The organism is Enterococcus sp. AZ101, assembly GCF_050499005.1.
Lineage (GTDB): Bacteria > Bacillota > Bacilli > Lactobacillales > Enterococcaceae > Enterococcus_L > Enterococcus_L ureilyticus.
On record NZ_JBMHEZ010000003.1, the window covers coordinates 50,252 to 66,500 of the forward strand.

A 16,249-nucleotide genomic window follows, 5' to 3' on the forward strand; every position below is an offset into this window, starting at 1 on the left:
CCTTCGTAAAAAGTATTAATCGTCTTTACGTAAGCCTAAACCTAAATCATGTAGTTTTAGTTTAACCTCTTCAAGAGATTTACGACCTAAATTACGTACTTTGATCATTTCTGGTTCAGATTTATTTGTAAGTTCCTGTACAGTATTAATACCTGCACGTTTTAAACAGTTATATGAACGAACAGACAAGTCTAGTTCTTCGATGGTCATTTCTAGCATTTTTTCTTTTTGTGTTTCTTCTTTTTCAACCATGATTTCAGCGTTTTTCGCTTCATCAGTAAGGTTAACAAAGATGTCTAAATGCTCCGTCATAATCTTAGCAGCTAAGCTAAGGGCTTCTTGAGGAATGATTGAACCATCAGTCCATATTTCCATTGTTAATTTGTCGAAGTCATCACGACGACCAACACGAGTGTTTTCTACTTGGTAGTTCACACGGCGAACTGGCGTATAGATGGAATCAACTGGGAGAACACCAATTGGCATATCTTCCTTTTTGTTTTCGTCTGCTTGAACATAGCCACGACCAGGTTTCACTGTTAAGCGAGCATGGAAAGTAGCTCCTTCAGAGACACTACAGATAATTAAATCTTTATTCAAGATCTCAACATCGCTGTCGACGATGATATCGCCAGCAGTTACTGTAGCAGGTCCTGTAATATCGATCTCAAGGGTTTTTTCTTCTTCTGCATAAAGCTTTAATGCTAAGCCTTTAATATTCAAAATAATTTGAGTTACGTCTTCTCTTACACCTTTAATGGTAGAGAATTCATGCAACACACCATCGATTTGAATATTGGTAATAGCAGCTCCTGGTAGAGAAGATAATAAAATACGACGTAGAGAATTGCCTAAAGTAGTCCCGTAACCTCTTTCCAGTGGTTCAACGACGAACTTGCCATAATCTCTATTCTCATCAATTTTTTCGATTCTTGGTTTTTCAAATTCAATCATTCTTATCTATACCCCTTTCAAAACGAAAAGTGTCTTGTTCAATGACGTTCTTAATTCAAACTCAGAATGAGTGGCACTCATTAAACACGACGGCGTTTTGGAGGGCGGCATCCATTATGAGGAACTGGAGTCACGTCACGAATTGCAGTCACTTCTAAACCTGTTGCTTGCAATGAACGAATCGCTGCTTCACGTCCAGAACCAGGTCCTTTAACTGTTACATCAACAGTTTTAAGTCCGTGTTCTTGTGCTGCTTTAGTTGCAGCTTCTGCGGCCATTTGAGCTGCAAACGGTGTTGATTTTTTGCTTCCTTTAAAACCTAATGAACCTGCAGATGACCATGCTAATGCATTACCATGACTGTCAGTGATCATTACAATTGTATTATTGAATGTAGAATGGATATGTGCAATCCCAGTTTCTATATTCTTTTTCACACGGCGTTTACGACTAACTTTTTTTGCTGCCATGAGGATCTAACCTCCTTCACTTAGGAATTATTTTTTCTTGCCTGCTACAGTACGAGCTGGGCCTTTACGAGTACGTGCATTATTTTTCGTGTTTTGTCCACGAGTTGGTAATCCACGACGGTGACGGATACCACGGTATGAACCGATTTCCATCAAACGTTTGATGTTTAAGTTCACTTCACGACGAAGATCACCTTCAATTTTTAACTTATCGATTTCCGCACGGATAGCATCTGTTTGTTCGTTTGTTAAGTCACGAACACGAATATCTTCAGATACACCAACGTTTGCTAAAACTTTTTTAGCAGTAGTGTTACCAATACCAAAAATATAAGTAAGGGAAATCACTACACGTTTATCACGAGGGATGTCTACTCCTGCAATACGAGCCATTCTACGTTACACCTCCTATTATCCTTGACGTTGTTTATGTTTTGGATTTGCTGGGCAAATGACCATAACACGTCCTTTACGGCGAATTACTTTACAATGTTCACACATTGGTTTTACTGATGGTCTTACTTTCATGATAATACCTCCCTGAATTTTACGGAGTACAATTATTTAAAGCGATAAGTGATTCGACCACGAGTTAAATCATATGGAGATAACTCTACAGTCACTTTATCCCCAGGTAAAATTCGAATATAGTGCATACGGATCTTACCGGAAACAGTAGCAAGAACTTGGTGTCCATTTTCTAGTTCAACTTTAAACATTGCATTCGGCAAAGTTTCGACGACTGTACCTTCGACTTCAATCATATCTTCTTTAGCCACGCACAGTACCTCCTTGTACTTGTTTCGCATTTTCACACGATAAAATGGCGGAAACTTCAGCCCCCACCTAGAATTTTCAATTAAACTTCCACAAAAAGGTAGAAGTCGGACTGATACATTCTATCATAAATTTTTCTATTTGGCAAGAGAATCTGAATCAAACACAAATGGTAAGCTTGCGGCAATTCAAACAACTATTTTTTTTCAATGATTTCTTTCACTTCAGAAAAAACAGTATCGATCTCGCGATTCCCATCTATTGTATGCAATACGTTTTTAGCCTTGTAAAAGTCTAAAATTGGTGCACTACTTTTGATGTTGACAGCCAGACGGTTTTTGACCGTTTCGGGCTTATCATCTTCTCTTTGATAAAATTCATGTCCGCCGCAACGATCGCATGTTCCTTCTACGGTAGGAGGATTAAAGATTTTGTGATAGGTAGCTCCGCACGTTCGGCAGATAAACCGACCAGCTAAGCGTTCAACCAAAATTTCTTCTTCGACATGGATGTCGATGACAGCATCAATTTTTTTATTTAACTCTGTTAACATTTTATCTAAAGCTTCTGCTTGATCCAAAGTCCGTGGAAAACCATCTAATAAAAAACCTTTATCAGTATCTGGTTCTGCCAAACGTTCTTTGACGATTCCATTTGTTACATCGTCAGGAACCAAAGCACCTTTATCGATATAAGATTTCGCTTCTAAGCCAAGAGCAGTTTCGTTTTTCATCGCAGCACGGAACATATCTCCTGTAGAAATATGCGGAATACCATAAGTATCCACGATCTGTTCTGCTTGAGTACCTTTGCCTGCCCCAGGCAATCCCATTAAAATGAGGTTCATTTCATTTCCTCCTAATTTTAAAGGCTGGCTTTTGAAGCTAGCCCAATAAGAATGGTGCTGAGGATGATCCTCAACACACGACTCCTACTTATTGATAAAGCCAACATATTGACGTTTCAACATTAAACCTTCTAATTGTTTCGCTGTTTCTAAAGCAACACCAATCACAATCAGTAAGCTCGTTCCTCCTAGACCAATAGATTGCGGTAACTTCCAAATCATTTGTGCAATGATCGGCAGTAATGCCACTAAACCTAGGAATATAGAACCGACAACACTTAGTCTCATTAACATTCCAGAAATATATTCTTCTGTTCCTTTACCTGGTCGTACACTTGGAATATAGCTTCCTTGCTTTTGTAAGTTTTCCGCTAATTTCTCAGGGTTAACTTGAACAAACGCATAGAAGAAAGTGAAAGCGACGATCAGCACAGTATAAATAATCGCACCTGGAACGGTATTGTAACTAAAAATTTGTGTCATTACATCATACCAACCTTCACCAGCATAACTCTTAGAAAAGGCCTGTAAAACAGCATTCGGCGTTGCAATCAACGAGCTGGCAAAAATAACTGGGATAACACCGGCAGCATTTACTTTTAATGGTAAATAACTACTAGTTGGCGCTCCTGAAACACGTTTTGTATATTGGATCGGAATTTTTCGTTCTGCTTGCTGGAAAAAAGTTACCAAAGTAACAACAGCTAAAATTGCAATAATCAAGATTACAATAAAAATGACAGATTGCCAAATTCTAGAAGATTCGATGTTGATAAAGTAATCGTCAATGATTTCTTTGATTCCTTCAGGTAAACGAGAAATAATCCCCGCGAAGATAATCATTGAAACCCCATTACCGATCCCTTTTTCAGTAATCTGTTCTCCTAACCAAGTAACAAACATTGTTCCGCCAGTTAAAATGACAGAGATCATCACAAAAGTGCTGATATTCGGATTTTTTACGATCCCAACTGAACTTAATTGTTGAAATCCAGCAGTAATCCCAATAGATTGAGCAATACCCAAGACAATCGTTAGATATCTTGTTGCTTGATTCAATTTCTTACGTCCAACTTCACCTTGCTTAGACCATTCTACAAACTTTGGAACGATATCCATTTGTAATAATTGGATGATGATCGATGCTGTAATGTAAGGTGAAACCCCCATCGAGAAGATAGAGAAGTTTTGCATTGCACTACCACTGACCATATTCAACATATTTAAAAATGGTAAATTGCTTAAGTCTTGCAATCCTTTTGCATTTACGCCAGGTACAGTTATATGCGCACCTAAACGAAATACAAAAAGAATGAATACAGTAAACAAAATTTTTGATCTAATGTCTTTGACTTTAAAAGCGTCTTTTAACAGTTTAAACATTAGATCACCTCGATTGATCCACCAGCTGCAACAATTGCTTCTTCTGCTGCTTTAGAGAATTTAGCTGCTTTCACAGTTAATTTTTTAGTTGTTAATTCACCATTAGCAAGAACTTTGATTCCAGCTTTTTCGTTTTTCACGATTCCAGCTTCGATCAATCCAGCAGGTGTAACTTCAGTTCCATCTTCGAAACGATTTAAGACATCTAAGTTGATGACTGCATAATCTTTACGGTTGATGTTCGTGAAGCCGCGTTTTGGTAAACGACGGAATAATGGAGTTTGACCCCCTTCAAATCCAAGTCTTACACCACCGCCTGAACGAGCTTTTTGCCCTTTTTGTCCACGGCCGGCAGTTTTACCATTACCAGATGAAGTACCACGTCCAACACGGTTACGTACTTGGCGTGAACCTTCAGCAGGTTTCAATTCATGAAGTTTCATTGGTTTGGCACCTCCTTAACAATGTACTATTGTAAATTAAACTTCTTCAACGTCCACTAAATGTGACACAGTGTTGATCATACCTTTGATTGCTTCGTTCGCAGGTTTCACAACAGAGCTGTTTAGTTTACCTAAACCTAATGCTTTAACTGTATCTTTTTGGTTTTGAGGACGTCCGATAACGCTGCGTTTTAATGTAACTTTTAATTCAGCCATTATTTTGTCCTCCTTATCCTAAAATTTCTTCTACAGATTTACCGCGAAGTGCTGCCACTTCTTCGGCACGTTTTAATTGTTTTAACCCTTCAACTGTTGCGCGAACAACGTTGATTGGTGTGTTTGAACCTAATGATTTTGATGTAATATCTGCTACACCAGCTAATTCCAATACGGCACGAACTGGTCCACCAGCGGCTACCCCAGAACCTTCTACTGCAGGTTTCATAAGGATACGGCCACCACCGAATACCCCAATCACTTCGTGAGGGATACTAGAACCAACCATAGGTACTTCCACTAAGTTTTTCTTCGCGTCTTCGATTGCTTTACGGATTGCTTCTGGCACTTCTTGTGCTTTACCAGTCCCAAAGCCAACGTGACCGTTTTTATCTCCCACAACAACTAATGCTGCAAAGCGTAGACGACGTCCACCTTTAACAACTTTCGTTACACGGTTGATAGAAACCACGCGGTCTTCTAATTCCAAGTGTTTTGGATCAATATAAACCATGAATGGTGTTCCTCCTTCTCCTAAAATTCTAGTCCATTTTCACGCGCTGCTTCAGCTAAAGCTTGCACGCGGCCATGGTAAAGGTATCCACCACGGTCAAAGACTACTACTTTAACGCCTTTTTCAGCGGCACGTTCAGCGATTAATTTACCAACAGCTGCGGCTGTTTCTGTTTTGTTTCCACCTGAAATTTCTTTATCTAAGGCAGAGGCACTTGCTAGCGTTACACCCGCTACGTCATCAATGATTTGCGCGTAGATGTTTTTGTTAGAACGGAATACGTTCAAGCGTGGGCACTCAGCAGTACCAGAGATTTTGTTACGTACACGGCGATGTCTCTTTTGGCGTGTTTTGTTTTTATCTGGTTTTGTAATCACAATTGTCACCTCTTTATATTTGCTAGCTATTAAGCTGCGATAGACAACGGATCGTTATTTTTCAAACAGAGTTGAAAAATAACTCTCAAGCTGCTATTATTTACCAGTTTTACCTTCTTTACGGCGTACGAATTCGCCAACATAACGGATTCCTTTGCCTTTATAAGGTTCTGGAGGACGAGTACCACGAATATTTGCTGCTAATTCACCAACATGTTCTTTGTTAGCGCCTTTTACAACTACTTGTGTATTCGAAGGTACTTCTACAGTTACACCAGCTGGTGGTGTGATTTCTACTGGATGAGAATACCCAACGTTAAGAACTAATGTAGTCCCTTGCATTTGAGCACGGTACCCAACCCCGATAAGTTCAAGACCTTTTTCAAAGCCTGTACTTACTCCTACAACCATGTTATTGAAGTTCGCACGAGTTGTTCCGTGGATTGTTTTCATGTCTTTGCTATCATTTGGACGAGTGAATGTTACTTCATTTCCTTCGATATTCATTTTGATATCAGCAGAAAATTCACGTGTTAATTCACCTTTAGGTCCTTTTACAGTAATGTTGTTTCCTTCTTGCTTAACTTCGACGCCAGCAGGAAGTACAACGATTTTATTACCAATACGGCTCACTTAGAGACACCTCCTTGTGTGTTTTTTTAAATTACCATACGTAGGCGATTACTTCGCCGCCGATGTTTTTAGCTCTTGCTTCTTTATCAGTTACAACACCTTCAGAAGTAGAGATAATCGCGATTCCTAGACCATTTAATACTTTAGGTACTTCGTCAGATTTGACATAAGCACGTAAACCTGGTTTAGAGATACGTTTTAAGTTTGTGATAACACGTTCTTCGTTTTTACCGTATTTAAGGAAAACACGGATCACGCCTTGTTTGTCATCTTCGATATATTCTACATCGCGTACGAAACCTTCACGTTTCAAGATTTCAGCGATATCACGTTTGATTTTTGACGCAGGCACTTCCAAGCTTTCATGTTTAACCATGTTTGCATTACGAATGCGCGTTAGAAAATCTGCAATTGGATCTGTCATGACCATTGAACTATTTACCTCCTTTATGCGAGTTTACTTGTTTACCAGCTAGCTTTCTTCACGCCGGGAATTTGACCTTTATAGGCAAGTTCGCGGAAGCAAATACGGCAAAGATGAAATTTACGATAAACTGAATGTGGACGTCCGCAACGTTCACAACGAGTATACGCTTGTGTTGAATGTTTTGCAGGGCGTTTGTTTTTAGCAATCATTGATTTTTTAGCCACGTAGTTCGCCTCCTTTTATTATTTTTGGAATGGCATACCTAATTGTGTTAACAATTCACGAGATTCTTCATCTGTGTTTGCTGTTGTTACAATAACGATGTCCATACCGCGTACTTTATCTACTAAATCATAATCAACTTCTGGGAAGATTAATTGTTCTTTAACACCTAAAGTATAGTTACCACGTCCGTCAAAAGCTTTTTTGCTTACTCCGTGGAAGTCACGTACACGAGGTAGAGAAACAGATACTAATTTATCTAAAAATTCGTACATTTTTTCTCCGCGTAAAGTAACTTTCGCACCGATTGGCATGCCTTCACGTAAACGGAAACCAGCGATTGATTTCTTAGCTTTAGTGATTAGAGGTTTTTGACCTGTGATCAATGCTAATTCTTCAACTGCTTTATCTAAGTTTTTTGCGTTAGATACAGCGTCACCCACACCCATGTTAATAACGATCTTATCAACTTTTGGTGTTTGCATAACTGAATTATAATTAAATTTTTCCACTAATGCTGGAGTAATTTCTTTAATATATTTTTCTTTCAGGCGGTTCATTTAGTAAGCCCCTCCTTCCTTTTAATCTATTTATCTAAGACTTCACCGGTTTTTTTAGAAACACGGACTTTTTTACCATCGACTTCTTTGTAACCTACACGACCAGCTACACCTGTTCCGTCAATCACCATTACATTAGAAACATGAATCGGCGCTTCGACTTCTAGGATTCCGCCTTGCGGCGCTGCTTGATTTGGTTTTTGGTGTTTTTTCATGATGTTAACACCTTCAACGATGACTTTGTCTTTTTTAGGAAACGCTGCTAATACAACGCCTTCTTTATTTTTGTCTTTGCCAGTGATAATTTTCACTTTATCGCCTTTTTTAACAAACATTACTGTTTCGCACCTCCTTTGATACGTGTCCTGATTATAATACTTCTGGTGCTAGAGAAACGATCTTCATGAAGTTGTTTTCACGTAATTCACGTGCAACAGGACCGAAGATACGAGTTCCACGCGGGCTCTTATCATCACGAATAATTACAGCAGCATTTTCATCAAATTTAATGTATGAACCGTCTGTACGACGAGCTCCTGATTTAGTACGAACGATAACGGCTTTTACGACTTCACCTTTTTTGACAACCCCACCTGGCGTTGCATGTTTAACCGTAGCAACAATCACGTCACCAATATTAGCAGTTTTACGTCCAGAACCACCTAGTACTTTAATCGTTAAGATTTCACGAGCACCTGAGTTATCTGCGACTTTTAATCGGCTTTCTTGTTGGATCACGATGTGTATCCCCCTTTCAGATTTTATGTTTCAATCTATATAGGAAAATCTCGTTTTTATTAGATAATAACTGCTTCTTCGACTACCTCTAGTAAACGGAAACGTTTTGTAGCTGATAATGGACGAGTTTCCATGATTCTTACGATGTCTCCAACTTTTGCAGTGTTGTTTTCATCATGAGCTTTGTATTTCTTAGAATATTTCATACGTTTACCATAAATAGGATGGTTTTTCTTTGTTTCTACGACAACAGTGATAGTTTTATCCATCTTATCTGAAACAACACGACCTTGGTAAACTTTGCGTTGATTTCTTTCTTCAGTCATACGCGTTTGGCCTCCTTCCACTATTAGTTAGCTTGTTCACGCAATACTGTTTTGATGCGTGCAATCGATTGACGTACTTCTTGAATACGTGCAGTGTTTTCTAATTGACCTGTTGCTAGTTGGAATCTAAGATTAAATAATTCTTCTTTGAATTGCTTTTCTTTTTCAAGCATTTCGGCAGTGGTTAATTCTCTGATTTCTTTAACCTTCATTCGATTCACCACCCATTTCCTCACGTTTTACAATTTTGGTTTTCACCGGTAATTTGTGGGATGCAAGGCGAAGTGCTTCACGAGCTACTTCTTCAGGTACGCCTGCGATTTCAAACATGATTTTACCACGTTTAACTGGTGATACCCAGCCTTCAGGTGCCCCTTTACCTTTACCCATACGAACACCGATAGCTTTACTTGTATATGATTTATGAGGGAAAATTTTAATCCATACTTTCCCGCCACGTTTCATATAACGAGTCATAGCAATACGGGCAGCTTCGATTTGACGGTTAGTAATCCAGTGAGATTCAGTTGCTTGTAAACCCCATTCACCAAATGCTACTTCTTTTCCGCCTTTGGCTTCACCACGCATTTTACCTCTAAATTCACGACGGTGTTTTACACGTTTAGGTACTAACATGATTATTTCCCTCCTTTCTCAGTGTTTTTTTTCGTTGGAAGAATTTCTCCACGGTAAATCCACACTTTAACTCCTAATTTTCCGTAAGTTGTGTCTGCTTCTTCCCATGCGTAATCAATATCAGCACGCAAAGTGTGAAGTGGAACTGTACCTTCAGAGTAACCTTCTGAACGAGCGATATCAGCACCGTTTAAACGACCTGATACTTGTGTTTTGATTCCTTTAGCGCCTGAACGCATAGTGCGTTGGATCGCTTGTTTTTGAGCACGACGGAAAGCAACACGGTTTTCTAATTGACGTGCAATTCCTTCGCCTACTAATTTTGCATCTAAATCTGGTTTTTTGATTTCAATGATGTTGATATGAACTCTTTTACCAGTTAGTGAATTCAATGATTTTCTTAGGTTTTCGACTTCAGATCCGCCTTTACCGATAACCATACCTGGTTTAGCTGTGTGGATTGAAATATTCACACGATTTGCAGCGCGCTCGATCTCAATTGTAGACACAGCGGCATCAGCAAGTTTTGTCGCGATAAATTTACGGATTCTTAAATCTTCGTGTAAGAACTCAGCATACTCTTTTTCAGCATACCATTTTGCATCCCAGTCGCGGATGATGCCTACACGCATTCCAATTGGATGTACTTTTTGACCCACTGATTGTCCCTCCTCTTATCTTTTGACACCTATTTATTAAAATAAATAGGTTTCATCTTGAGGTCCGGTATCCATTAACTCTAAGTGCTAAAGCACTAAAAATAATGGTCCTCCTCTTAATCTTTTAAGGTTCGGCAGCCACTATTTCAAAATGCTAAAGCATTAAGAATAATGGTCCTCCTCTTATCAAGTGACATCTGTTTAAAACAGATTATTTTTCTGATACTACTACTGTAAGATGACTTGTACGTTTGTTAATTGGTGATGCTGAACCTTTTGCACGTGGACGGAAGCGTTTCATTGTTGGTCCTTCGTTGACAAATGCTTCAGATACTACTAAGTTTTCAACGTCTAAGTCAAAGTTATTTTCTGCGTTAGCAACTGCTGACATTAAAACTTTTTCAATGATTCCAGCAGATTTGTTTGGCATGAATTTCAAGATAGAAATTGCATCCGCAACGCTTTTACCTCTGATAAGATCGATTACTAAACGGGCTTTACGAGGTGAAGTGCGAACTGTTTTAGCAGTTGCCTTAGCTGATGTAATTTGTTCTGACATTTGCATTTCCTCCCCTCAAAATTAACGTCTAGTTTTCTTATCGTCGGCTCCGTGGCCACGATAAGTTCTAGTTGGTGCAAATTCACCTAATTTATGTCCTACCATATCTTCTTGGATATATACTGGAACGTGTTTACGTCCATCATATACGGCAATTGTAAATCCAACGAATGTTGGAAAAATTGTAGAACGGCGAGACCAAGTTTTAATTACTTTCTTCTTTTCGGCACCTTGTTGAGCTTCAACTTTTTTCATTAAATGCTCATCAGCGAAAGGTCCTTTTTTCAAACTACGACCCATGGTGAACCTCCTCTCAAAATGTACGACACATGGTCAAAAAAATTATTTAGTACGACGACGAACGATAAATTTGTCGGATTTAGCTCTTTTATTACGAGTTTTCAAGCCGATAGCTGGTTGACCCCAAGGTGATACAGGAGCTTTACGTCCAATCGGTTGTTTCCCTTCACCACCACCGTGTGGGTGATCGTTCGGGTTCATTACGCTACCACGAACTGTTGGGCGTTTACGCATCCAACGAGAGCGGCCTGCTTTACCAATGTTGATTAATTCGTGTTGTTCGTTACCAACAGAACCGATAGTTGCACGGCAAGTTGCTAAGATCATACGAACTTCACCAGAGTTCAAACGGATTAATACGTATTTGCCTTCTTTACCAAGTACTTGAGCACTTGTTCCAGCAGAACGGATCAATTGACCGCCTTTACCAGGTTTCATTTCAATGTTGTGGACAACAGTACCGACTGGAATGTTTTCCAATGGTAATGCGTTCCCTACTTTAATATCTGCATCTGTACCGGAAACAAGGCGCATGCCTACTTCCAATCCTTTTGGTGCTAGAATGTATGCTTTGATTCCATCTTCGTAATGTACTAACGCGATGTTAGCAGAACGGTTTGGATCATACTCGATAGTTTTGACAACCGCTACAACGTTATCTTTATTACGTTTGAAGTCGATCATACGGTATTGACGTTTGTGACCGCCACCTTGATGACGAACTGTAATACGACCGTTGTTGTTACGACCGGCATGGTTTTTTAATGGCGCCAACAACGATTTTTCAGGTGTTGATGTCGTGATTTCAGCAAAATCAGATGCTGTCATATTACGACGGCCATTTGTGGTAGGTTTATACTTTTTAATCGCCACGTCTTTTTCCCTCCCATTTAATAGTTAACATGGACTGCTTATTCAGCAGCATCGAAAATTTGAATTTCTTTTGAATCATCTGTTAATGTCACAACAGCTTTGCGACGTTTTTTTGTGTAGCCAGCGTGTTTGCCCATACGTTTAAATTTAGGGCGCACGTTAATGATGTTTACGTTTTTAACTTTAACATCAAATGCTGCTACAACAGCTTGTTTTACTAAAGTTTTATTTGCGCGAGTGTCCACTTCGAAAGTGTATTTCTTTTCGTCCATAGCTAGCATGGATTTTTCAGTGATCACTGGGCGTTTGATTACGTCTAGTAAGTTCATTATGCAAGCACCTCCTCAATTTGAGTAAGAGCAGTTTGTGTTGCCAATACTTTAGTATTAGAAACGATATCTAAAACACTTACGTTATCAGAAGTTACTACAGAAACGTTTGGTAGATTACGTGCAGACAATGCTGCAAAATCATTTCCTGTTTCTAAAACAACTAATACTTTCGCATCAATAGATAAGTTTGTTAGAACTTGTTTGAATTCTTTTGTTTTTGGTGCATCAAAGCCTAAAGCTTCAACGGCTACCAAGTTGTTTTCAGCAACTTTATCTGATAATACAGATTTCATTGCTAAACGACGAACTTTTTTAGGAAGTTTGTAGCTGTAAGAACGTGGTGTTGGTCCGAAGACTACGCCACCTCCACGCCATTGTGGTGAACGAATTGAACCTTGACGAGCACGACCAGTTCCTTTTTGACGCCATGGTTTACGGCCACCGCCACGAACTTCTCCGCGGTGTTTTACTGAGTGTGTACCTTGTCTTAATGAAGCACGTTGCATGATGATTGCATCGTAGATAACAGTTTCATTTGGTTCGATTCCGAAAATCTCTTCGTTTAAAGTGATTTCACCATTTTGAGTTCCATCTTGTTTAAATAATGCTACATTCGGCATTCCTTAGTTCCTCCTTTCCCTACGCTTATTTAGCTTTCACAGCTGATTTGATTGTGATTAATGATTTTTTCGCTCCAGGAATGTTCCCTTTGATCATGATTACATTTCTTTCAGCGTCCACTTTAACAATTTCAAGGTTTTGAATTGTTACGCGGTTACCACCCATACGGCCGGCAAGTTTTTTATTTTTAAATACACGGTTAGGTGCAACTGGACCCATTGACCCAGGACGACGGTGGTAACGAGATCCGTGACTCATTGGTCCGCGGCTTTGTCCGTGACGTTTGATAACGCCTTGGAATCCTTTACCTTTCGAAGTTCCTGTAACATCAATAATGTCTCCTGCTTGGAAAACATCTACCTTAATTTCTTTACCTACTTCATATTCTCCTAGCTCAACATTTTTGAATTCCTTAATGAAGCGCTTAGGAGCCGTGTTTGCTTTTGCAACATGACCTTTCGCAGGTTTGTTCGCTAATACTTCACGTTTGTCTTGGTAACCGATTTGGATAGCTTCGTATCCGTCAGTCTCAACAGTTTTTACTTGTAAAACTACGTTTGGCGTAGCTTCAACTACTGTTACTGGAATTAATTCACCAGACTCAGTAAAGATTTGTGTCATTCCCACTTTTTTTCCTAAGATTCCTTTGGTCATGAGTACACCTCCATCATCTTGATTTTATAGTTTGATTTCAATATTCACACCAGATGGTAAGTCAAGCTTCATTAAAGCATCAACTGTTTTTGGTGTTGGGTTCACAATGTCGATTAGACGTTTGTGCGTACGCATTTCGAATTGTTCGCGTGAATCTTTGTATTTATGAGTCGCACGAATAACTGTGTAAAGCGAGCGTTCTGTTGGTAATGGAATTGGTCCTGACACGTCAGCTCCAGTTCTTTTTGCTGTTTCCACAATTTTATCCGCTGATTGATCTAAAATACGGTGTTCATACGCTTTTAAACGGATACGAATTTTTTGTTTTGCCATCTTGTTCCCTCCTTCGCCTATTTTGAAAGTAGACATAGCTCCACGAAAATTTTTCCGTCACGCTCGTTCGTGGCAAAGCGTCCGGGCGTGTCGCAACCTCTCGTTTCTTAGCCGGTAGATCAAAAGCTTGATTTACCAATGCTTTTACACTTCTGTAAACAGCACCTTTGTAATTATATTATAGAAACATAGTAATAGCAAGGATTTTTTCAGAAAAAAGTCAGTTTTTTATTGCAAGGATTTTCTCACCTTTCATTTTCTTATGTGTTACCAATCAAATTATCTATTTGAGAACTATATAATAGAAGAAAAACTGACTTTGTCTGCCAATGCAAGAATCGTTTTATGTGGGTCAAAAAAAATAGAGTAAAACATTTTCGTTTCACTCTATCTTTTTTTCATATTAAAGACTTCTTTACAATTGGCCAATCATTCGTTCAACATTCATATACTGAAAATCTTCTGGTTTGATGAATATGATTTTAGATGTGCATTTTTCCTGGTCAACGATTGCCTGTATTTTATCCTCATATCTTGCAACTTGAGGTGTTAAAAGTAATACATCATAATTTTTAAACGTAAGTTTCTCTTGAACACGACTTACAGGTGCATAATCGATTGCGTATTCTAACTTTTTTTCCCTGAGTGACCCTAGAATTTTTGAAACTAATAATGAAGCACTAATTCCAGATTCACAGATAATCAAAATTGTTTTTTCCATATCAACCCTCCTGTTAATCGATATTCCTTTCCCCAGACACTAAACTCACCTTATTGCAAGCTCGCTAAACCTATTGGAGAAAAAGCAACATAAGTCAAAATGACAATGACCACCAACACAACCGAAACAACTTTAGTATAGCGCCAAGGTTTGATGTCTACTTTCGTATCGAAGGACTCCAACACAAAATTTCCATCTGGTTTCCACTTAGAAATCGCCAACATGATCAAAATATCTAAGAAAAATAGCAGACTCAACACATACAAGAAATGAATATCTTTCAAAAAGACTTTTGATAATGCATATAACACAATATGAATCGCAATTGTTGACTTCGCTGCGATAGCTGTCGCTTTTTTCGAATAGAAAGCAAACAGGATAATGACCAATAACGGCATATTGTATAATCCGTTGAACTCTTGAACAAATTGATACAACCCTGCTGGAGCGAAAGAAATGAACGGTGCAACAACCACAGATATTACACCAACTATTATAGTAACGATTTTCCCAGCCCGAGCAATTTGCTTATCATCCGCTTGTTTATTAATCACAGGTTTGTAGAAATCTAACGAAAACAGAGTCGCTGTCGCATTCAAAGCCCCGGCAAAAGAAGACAGGATCGCCCCAAAAATCACAGCTGCAAATACACCAAACAACGCTTGAGGTAAAACCTCTGTCACGAGATATGGATATGCATTGTCGGGATTGCTCATCAGTGCATCCCCAAAAATATTACGTGCAACAATACCTGGAAATACTAAGAACAATGCGCCAAATACTTTGAAAAGCCCTACAATAAAGGTCCCCTTTTGCGCTTCTGCTAGATTCTTCCCAGATAACGCTTTTTGCACGATCATTTGATTCGTACACCAGAAATATAAATTATTGAACAACATTCCCGTGATCAACGTTGGCCAAGGGACAATCGCTGAATCAATTGCACCAACAGAGTTTAGCAGCCACGGCGTATGGTCGACAATATAATCTACTCCACCAATAAAGTTTCCATCACCTAGTTTCATTACGCCTAAAATCGGAATCAATAAACCACAAATCAACAACCCAACACCATATACGGTATCACTATTGGCACTTAATGATAATCCACCAATCAATAAATAGAGAATTCCGATCACGCCGATGATCAAGGCAACTAAAATAATTGCGACAATCGGACGAACACCTAACAATTCATCTATATGAAAAATTTTATTAAAAACGAGTGAACCTGAGTATAAAACAACCGGTAAAAATGAAATCATATACGTCACGATAAATAGAATCGAAATAATTCGTTTCGTTACTGTATCATAGCGAATTTCAATAAAATCTGAAACGGTATTGATACCATACTTAAAATATTTCGGTAAAAAGATGACGGCTAAGGCAACAATTGCAATCGCAGCCGTTACTTCCCACGCCATAACTTCCATACCAGCGTGATAACTTTGCCCGTTCTGACCAACGATTTGTTCAGTGGATAAATTCGTCATGATAATAGAACCTGCAATCGGCAAAGCGGTCAGGCTTCTCCCTCCCATAAAGAACCCTTCTGATCCAGAAGTATCTACACCTTTCGCACGACTGTACGCAAAAATCCAAACACAAGCCACGATTACGACAAAACTAATAAGAGAAAATAGATTCATAGAATTCCGCTCCTTTTTTTGT

Annotated in this window: 30 protein-coding genes; all 30 read right to left on the reverse strand. The window is 38.9% G+C overall.

The genetic code is table 11. The features are described 5' to 3' along the window. Window positions 1-15: 15 nt before the first annotated feature. On the reverse strand, window positions 16-954 hold the full coding sequence (locus IGJ50_RS14110) for a DNA-directed RNA polymerase subunit alpha (RefSeq protein WP_010761667.1): 939 nt from the start codon (window positions 952-954) through the stop codon (window positions 16-18). Window positions 955-1,034: 80 nt separating this feature from the next. Further along, on the reverse strand, window positions 1,035-1,424 hold the full coding sequence (gene rpsK, locus IGJ50_RS14115; RefSeq protein WP_010761668.1) for a 30S ribosomal protein S11: 390 nt from the start codon (window positions 1,422-1,424) through the stop codon (window positions 1,035-1,037). A 27-nt stretch (window positions 1,425-1,451) separates the two neighbouring features. Continuing rightward, complete coding sequence (rpsM, locus tag IGJ50_RS14120) at window positions 1,452-1,817, reverse strand: 30S ribosomal protein S13 (protein WP_010766211.1); 366 nt, start codon at window positions 1,815-1,817, stop codon at window positions 1,452-1,454. An 18-nt stretch (window positions 1,818-1,835) separates the two neighbouring features. Next, window positions 1,836-1,952: a 50S ribosomal protein L36 gene (gene rpmJ / locus IGJ50_RS14125; protein ID WP_002288710.1), complete on the reverse strand. Its 117-nt coding sequence runs from the start codon at window positions 1,950-1,952 to the stop codon at window positions 1,836-1,838. 32 nt (window positions 1,953-1,984) lie between these two features. Continuing rightward, complete coding sequence (gene infA / locus IGJ50_RS14130) at window positions 1,985-2,203, reverse strand: translation initiation factor IF-1 (RefSeq protein WP_002356224.1); 219 nt, start codon at window positions 2,201-2,203, stop codon at window positions 1,985-1,987. A gap of 194 nt (window positions 2,204-2,397) precedes the next feature. Continuing rightward, window positions 2,398-3,048, reverse strand: a complete 651-nt coding sequence (locus tag IGJ50_RS14135; protein ID WP_069641197.1) for an adenylate kinase — start codon at window positions 3,046-3,048, stop codon at window positions 2,398-2,400. An 84-nt stretch (window positions 3,049-3,132) separates the two neighbouring features. Beyond that, the gene (secY, locus tag IGJ50_RS14140) at window positions 3,133-4,431 is read right to left on the reverse strand and encodes a preprotein translocase subunit SecY (protein ID WP_069641196.1); all 1,299 of its coding nucleotides are present in this window, start codon (window positions 4,429-4,431) and stop codon (window positions 3,133-3,135) included. After that, window positions 4,431-4,874: a 50S ribosomal protein L15 gene (gene rplO, locus IGJ50_RS14145; protein WP_010761672.1), complete on the reverse strand. Its 444-nt coding sequence runs from the start codon at window positions 4,872-4,874 to the stop codon at window positions 4,431-4,433. Before rplO ends, secY begins: the two co-directional genes overlap by 1 nt. A gap of 36 nt (window positions 4,875-4,910) precedes the next feature. Continuing rightward, window positions 4,911-5,090, reverse strand: coding sequence for a 50S ribosomal protein L30 (gene rpmD / locus IGJ50_RS14150; protein WP_010761673.1), 180 nt, complete (start codon window positions 5,088-5,090; stop codon window positions 4,911-4,913). 13 nt (window positions 5,091-5,103) lie between these two features. Next, a complete protein-coding gene (gene rpsE / locus IGJ50_RS14155; protein ID WP_010761674.1) occupies window positions 5,104-5,604 on the reverse strand; it encodes a 30S ribosomal protein S5 in 501 nt (166 codons plus the stop codon). 20 nt (window positions 5,605-5,624) lie between these two features. Continuing rightward, entirely contained in the window at window positions 5,625-5,981 is a 357-nt protein-coding gene (rplR, locus tag IGJ50_RS14160) for a 50S ribosomal protein L18 (RefSeq protein WP_010761675.1), read from the reverse strand. Window positions 5,982-6,077: 96 nt separating this feature from the next. After that, a complete protein-coding gene (rplF, locus tag IGJ50_RS14165; protein ID WP_010761676.1) occupies window positions 6,078-6,614 on the reverse strand; it encodes a 50S ribosomal protein L6 in 537 nt (178 codons plus the stop codon). A gap of 31 nt (window positions 6,615-6,645) precedes the next feature. Beyond that, window positions 6,646-7,044, reverse strand: coding sequence for a 30S ribosomal protein S8 (gene rpsH, locus IGJ50_RS14170; RefSeq protein WP_010761677.1), 399 nt, complete (start codon window positions 7,042-7,044; stop codon window positions 6,646-6,648). A gap of 35 nt (window positions 7,045-7,079) precedes the next feature. Continuing rightward, window positions 7,080-7,265: a type Z 30S ribosomal protein S14 gene (locus tag IGJ50_RS14175; protein ID WP_002356214.1), complete on the reverse strand. Its 186-nt coding sequence runs from the start codon at window positions 7,263-7,265 to the stop codon at window positions 7,080-7,082. A gap of 18 nt (window positions 7,266-7,283) precedes the next feature. Then, the gene (gene rplE, locus IGJ50_RS14180; protein WP_429951022.1) at window positions 7,284-7,823 is read right to left on the reverse strand and encodes a 50S ribosomal protein L5; all 540 of its coding nucleotides are present in this window, start codon (window positions 7,821-7,823) and stop codon (window positions 7,284-7,286) included. A gap of 26 nt (window positions 7,824-7,849) precedes the next feature. Further along, on the reverse strand, window positions 7,850-8,158 hold the full coding sequence (rplX, locus tag IGJ50_RS14185) for a 50S ribosomal protein L24 (protein ID WP_010761679.1): 309 nt from the start codon (window positions 8,156-8,158) through the stop codon (window positions 7,850-7,852). A gap of 34 nt (window positions 8,159-8,192) precedes the next feature. Further along, a complete protein-coding gene (gene rplN / locus IGJ50_RS14190; protein WP_010761680.1) occupies window positions 8,193-8,561 on the reverse strand; it encodes a 50S ribosomal protein L14 in 369 nt (122 codons plus the stop codon). 59 nt (window positions 8,562-8,620) lie between these two features. Continuing rightward, window positions 8,621-8,887, reverse strand: coding sequence for a 30S ribosomal protein S17 (gene rpsQ, locus IGJ50_RS14195; RefSeq protein WP_010761681.1), 267 nt, complete (start codon window positions 8,885-8,887; stop codon window positions 8,621-8,623). Between the two features lie 23 nt (window positions 8,888-8,910). Continuing rightward, the gene (rpmC, locus tag IGJ50_RS14200) at window positions 8,911-9,099 is read right to left on the reverse strand and encodes a 50S ribosomal protein L29 (protein ID WP_010761682.1); all 189 of its coding nucleotides are present in this window, start codon (window positions 9,097-9,099) and stop codon (window positions 8,911-8,913) included. Then, window positions 9,089-9,523, reverse strand: a complete 435-nt coding sequence (gene rplP, locus IGJ50_RS14205; RefSeq protein ID WP_002356208.1) for a 50S ribosomal protein L16 — start codon at window positions 9,521-9,523, stop codon at window positions 9,089-9,091. The genes rpmC and rplP overlap by 11 nt, the downstream gene beginning before the upstream one ends. Window positions 9,524-9,525: 2 nt before the next feature. Continuing rightward, window positions 9,526-10,182 carry a 30S ribosomal protein S3 gene (gene rpsC / locus IGJ50_RS14210; protein WP_010766221.1) on the reverse strand — a complete coding sequence of 219 codons (657 nt, stop codon included), beginning with the start codon at window positions 10,180-10,182 and terminating at the stop codon, window positions 9,526-9,528. Between the two features lie 211 nt (window positions 10,183-10,393). Continuing rightward, entirely contained in the window at window positions 10,394-10,741 is a 348-nt protein-coding gene (rplV, locus tag IGJ50_RS14215; protein ID WP_010761685.1) for a 50S ribosomal protein L22, read from the reverse strand. Between the two features lie 21 nt (window positions 10,742-10,762). After that, window positions 10,763-11,041, reverse strand: a complete 279-nt coding sequence (gene rpsS / locus IGJ50_RS14220) for a 30S ribosomal protein S19 (protein WP_010761686.1) — start codon at window positions 11,039-11,041, stop codon at window positions 10,763-10,765. Window positions 11,042-11,083: 42 nt separating this feature from the next. Next, a complete protein-coding gene (gene rplB, locus IGJ50_RS14225) occupies window positions 11,084-11,914 on the reverse strand; it encodes a 50S ribosomal protein L2 (RefSeq protein ID WP_025869823.1) in 831 nt (276 codons plus the stop codon). 38 nt (window positions 11,915-11,952) lie between these two features. Then, window positions 11,953-12,243 (reverse strand): 50S ribosomal protein L23, encoded by a 291-nt coding sequence (gene rplW, locus IGJ50_RS14230; protein ID WP_010761688.1) that lies wholly within the window; start codon window positions 12,241-12,243, stop codon window positions 11,953-11,955. Next, entirely contained in the window at window positions 12,243-12,866 is a 624-nt protein-coding gene (gene rplD, locus IGJ50_RS14235) for a 50S ribosomal protein L4 (RefSeq protein ID WP_429951026.1), read from the reverse strand. The genes rplW and rplD overlap by 1 nt, the downstream gene beginning before the upstream one ends. Before the next feature lie 25 nt (window positions 12,867-12,891). Beyond that, window positions 12,892-13,521 (reverse strand): 50S ribosomal protein L3, encoded by a 630-nt coding sequence (gene rplC / locus IGJ50_RS14240; RefSeq protein ID WP_010766222.1) that lies wholly within the window; start codon window positions 13,519-13,521, stop codon window positions 12,892-12,894. A 24-nt stretch (window positions 13,522-13,545) separates the two neighbouring features. Continuing rightward, window positions 13,546-13,854: a 30S ribosomal protein S10 gene (gene rpsJ, locus IGJ50_RS14245; protein ID WP_002389727.1), complete on the reverse strand. Its 309-nt coding sequence runs from the start codon at window positions 13,852-13,854 to the stop codon at window positions 13,546-13,548. A gap of 415 nt (window positions 13,855-14,269) precedes the next feature. Beyond that, on the reverse strand, window positions 14,270-14,575 hold the full coding sequence (locus IGJ50_RS14250) for a PTS sugar transporter subunit IIB (protein ID WP_207120423.1): 306 nt from the start codon (window positions 14,573-14,575) through the stop codon (window positions 14,270-14,272). A 50-nt stretch (window positions 14,576-14,625) separates the two neighbouring features. Beyond that, window positions 14,626-16,227: a solute:sodium symporter family transporter gene (locus tag IGJ50_RS14255; protein WP_207120422.1), complete on the reverse strand. Its 1,602-nt coding sequence runs from the start codon at window positions 16,225-16,227 to the stop codon at window positions 14,626-14,628. Window positions 16,228-16,249 lie beyond the last annotated feature (22 nt).

What these genes read in the sequence shown, in the direction of transcription:
- rpmC (WP_010761682.1), bottom strand. Translation starts at nt 9,099, where the DNA reads ATGAAGGTTAAAGAAATCAGAGAATTAACCACTGCCGAAATGCTTGAA.
- rplC (WP_010766222.1), bottom strand. Translation starts at nt 13,521, where the DNA reads ATGACCAAAGGAATCTTAGGAAAAAAAGTGGGAATGACACAAATCTTT.
- rplE (WP_429951022.1), bottom strand. Translation starts at nt 7,823, where the DNA reads ATGAACCGCCTGAAAGAAAAATATATTAAAGAAATTACTCCAGCATTA.
- IGJ50_RS14250 (WP_207120423.1), bottom strand. Translation starts at nt 14,575, where the DNA reads ATGGAAAAAACAATTTTGATTATCTGTGAATCTGGAATTAGTGCTTCA.
- rplD (WP_429951026.1), bottom strand. Translation starts at nt 12,866, where the DNA reads ATGCCGAATGTAGCATTATTTAAACAAGATGGAACTCAAAATGGTGAA.
- rplW (WP_010761688.1), bottom strand. Translation starts at nt 12,243, where the DNA reads ATGAACTTACTAGACGTAATCAAACGCCCAGTGATCACTGAAAAATCC.
- rpsJ (WP_002389727.1), bottom strand. Translation starts at nt 13,854, where the DNA reads ATGGCAAAACAAAAAATTCGTATCCGTTTAAAAGCGTATGAACACCGT.
- rpsK (WP_010761668.1), bottom strand. Translation starts at nt 1,424, where the DNA reads ATGGCAGCAAAAAAAGTTAGTCGTAAACGCCGTGTGAAAAAGAATATA.
- rpsM (WP_010766211.1), bottom strand. Translation starts at nt 1,817, where the DNA reads ATGGCTCGTATTGCAGGAGTAGACATCCCTCGTGATAAACGTGTAGTG.
- rpmD (WP_010761673.1), bottom strand. Translation starts at nt 5,090, where the DNA reads ATGGCTGAATTAAAAGTTACATTAAAACGCAGCGTTATCGGACGTCCT.
- rplX (WP_010761679.1), bottom strand. Translation starts at nt 8,158, where the DNA reads ATGTTTGTTAAAAAAGGCGATAAAGTGAAAATTATCACTGGCAAAGAC.
- rplV (WP_010761685.1), bottom strand. Translation starts at nt 10,741, where the DNA reads ATGTCAGAACAAATTACATCAGCTAAGGCAACTGCTAAAACAGTTCGC.
- IGJ50_RS14135 (WP_069641197.1), bottom strand. Translation starts at nt 3,048, where the DNA reads ATGAACCTCATTTTAATGGGATTGCCTGGGGCAGGCAAAGGTACTCAA.
- rplO (WP_010761672.1), bottom strand. Translation starts at nt 4,874, where the DNA reads ATGAAACTTCATGAATTGAAACCTGCTGAAGGTTCACGCCAAGTACGT.
- rpmJ (WP_002288710.1), bottom strand. Translation starts at nt 1,952, where the DNA reads ATGAAAGTAAGACCATCAGTAAAACCAATGTGTGAACATTGTAAAGTA.
- rpsE (WP_010761674.1), bottom strand. Translation starts at nt 5,604, where the DNA reads ATGGTTTATATTGATCCAAAACACTTGGAATTAGAAGACCGCGTGGTT.
- rpsQ (WP_010761681.1), bottom strand. Translation starts at nt 8,887, where the DNA reads ATGACTGAAGAAAGAAATCAACGCAAAGTTTACCAAGGTCGTGTTGTT.
- secY (WP_069641196.1), bottom strand. Translation starts at nt 4,431, where the DNA reads ATGTTTAAACTGTTAAAAGACGCTTTTAAAGTCAAAGACATTAGATCA.
- IGJ50_RS14110 (WP_010761667.1), bottom strand. Translation starts at nt 954, where the DNA reads ATGATTGAATTTGAAAAACCAAGAATCGAAAAAATTGATGAGAATAGA.
- rpsH (WP_010761677.1), bottom strand. Translation starts at nt 7,044, where the DNA reads ATGGTCATGACAGATCCAATTGCAGATTTTCTAACGCGCATTCGTAAT.
- rplP (WP_002356208.1), bottom strand. Translation starts at nt 9,523, where the DNA reads ATGTTAGTACCTAAACGTGTAAAACACCGTCGTGAATTTAGAGGTAAA.
- rpsS (WP_010761686.1), bottom strand. Translation starts at nt 11,041, where the DNA reads ATGGGTCGTAGTTTGAAAAAAGGACCTTTCGCTGATGAGCATTTAATG.
- IGJ50_RS14255 (WP_207120422.1), bottom strand. Translation starts at nt 16,227, where the DNA reads ATGAATCTATTTTCTCTTATTAGTTTTGTCGTAATCGTGGCTTGTGTT.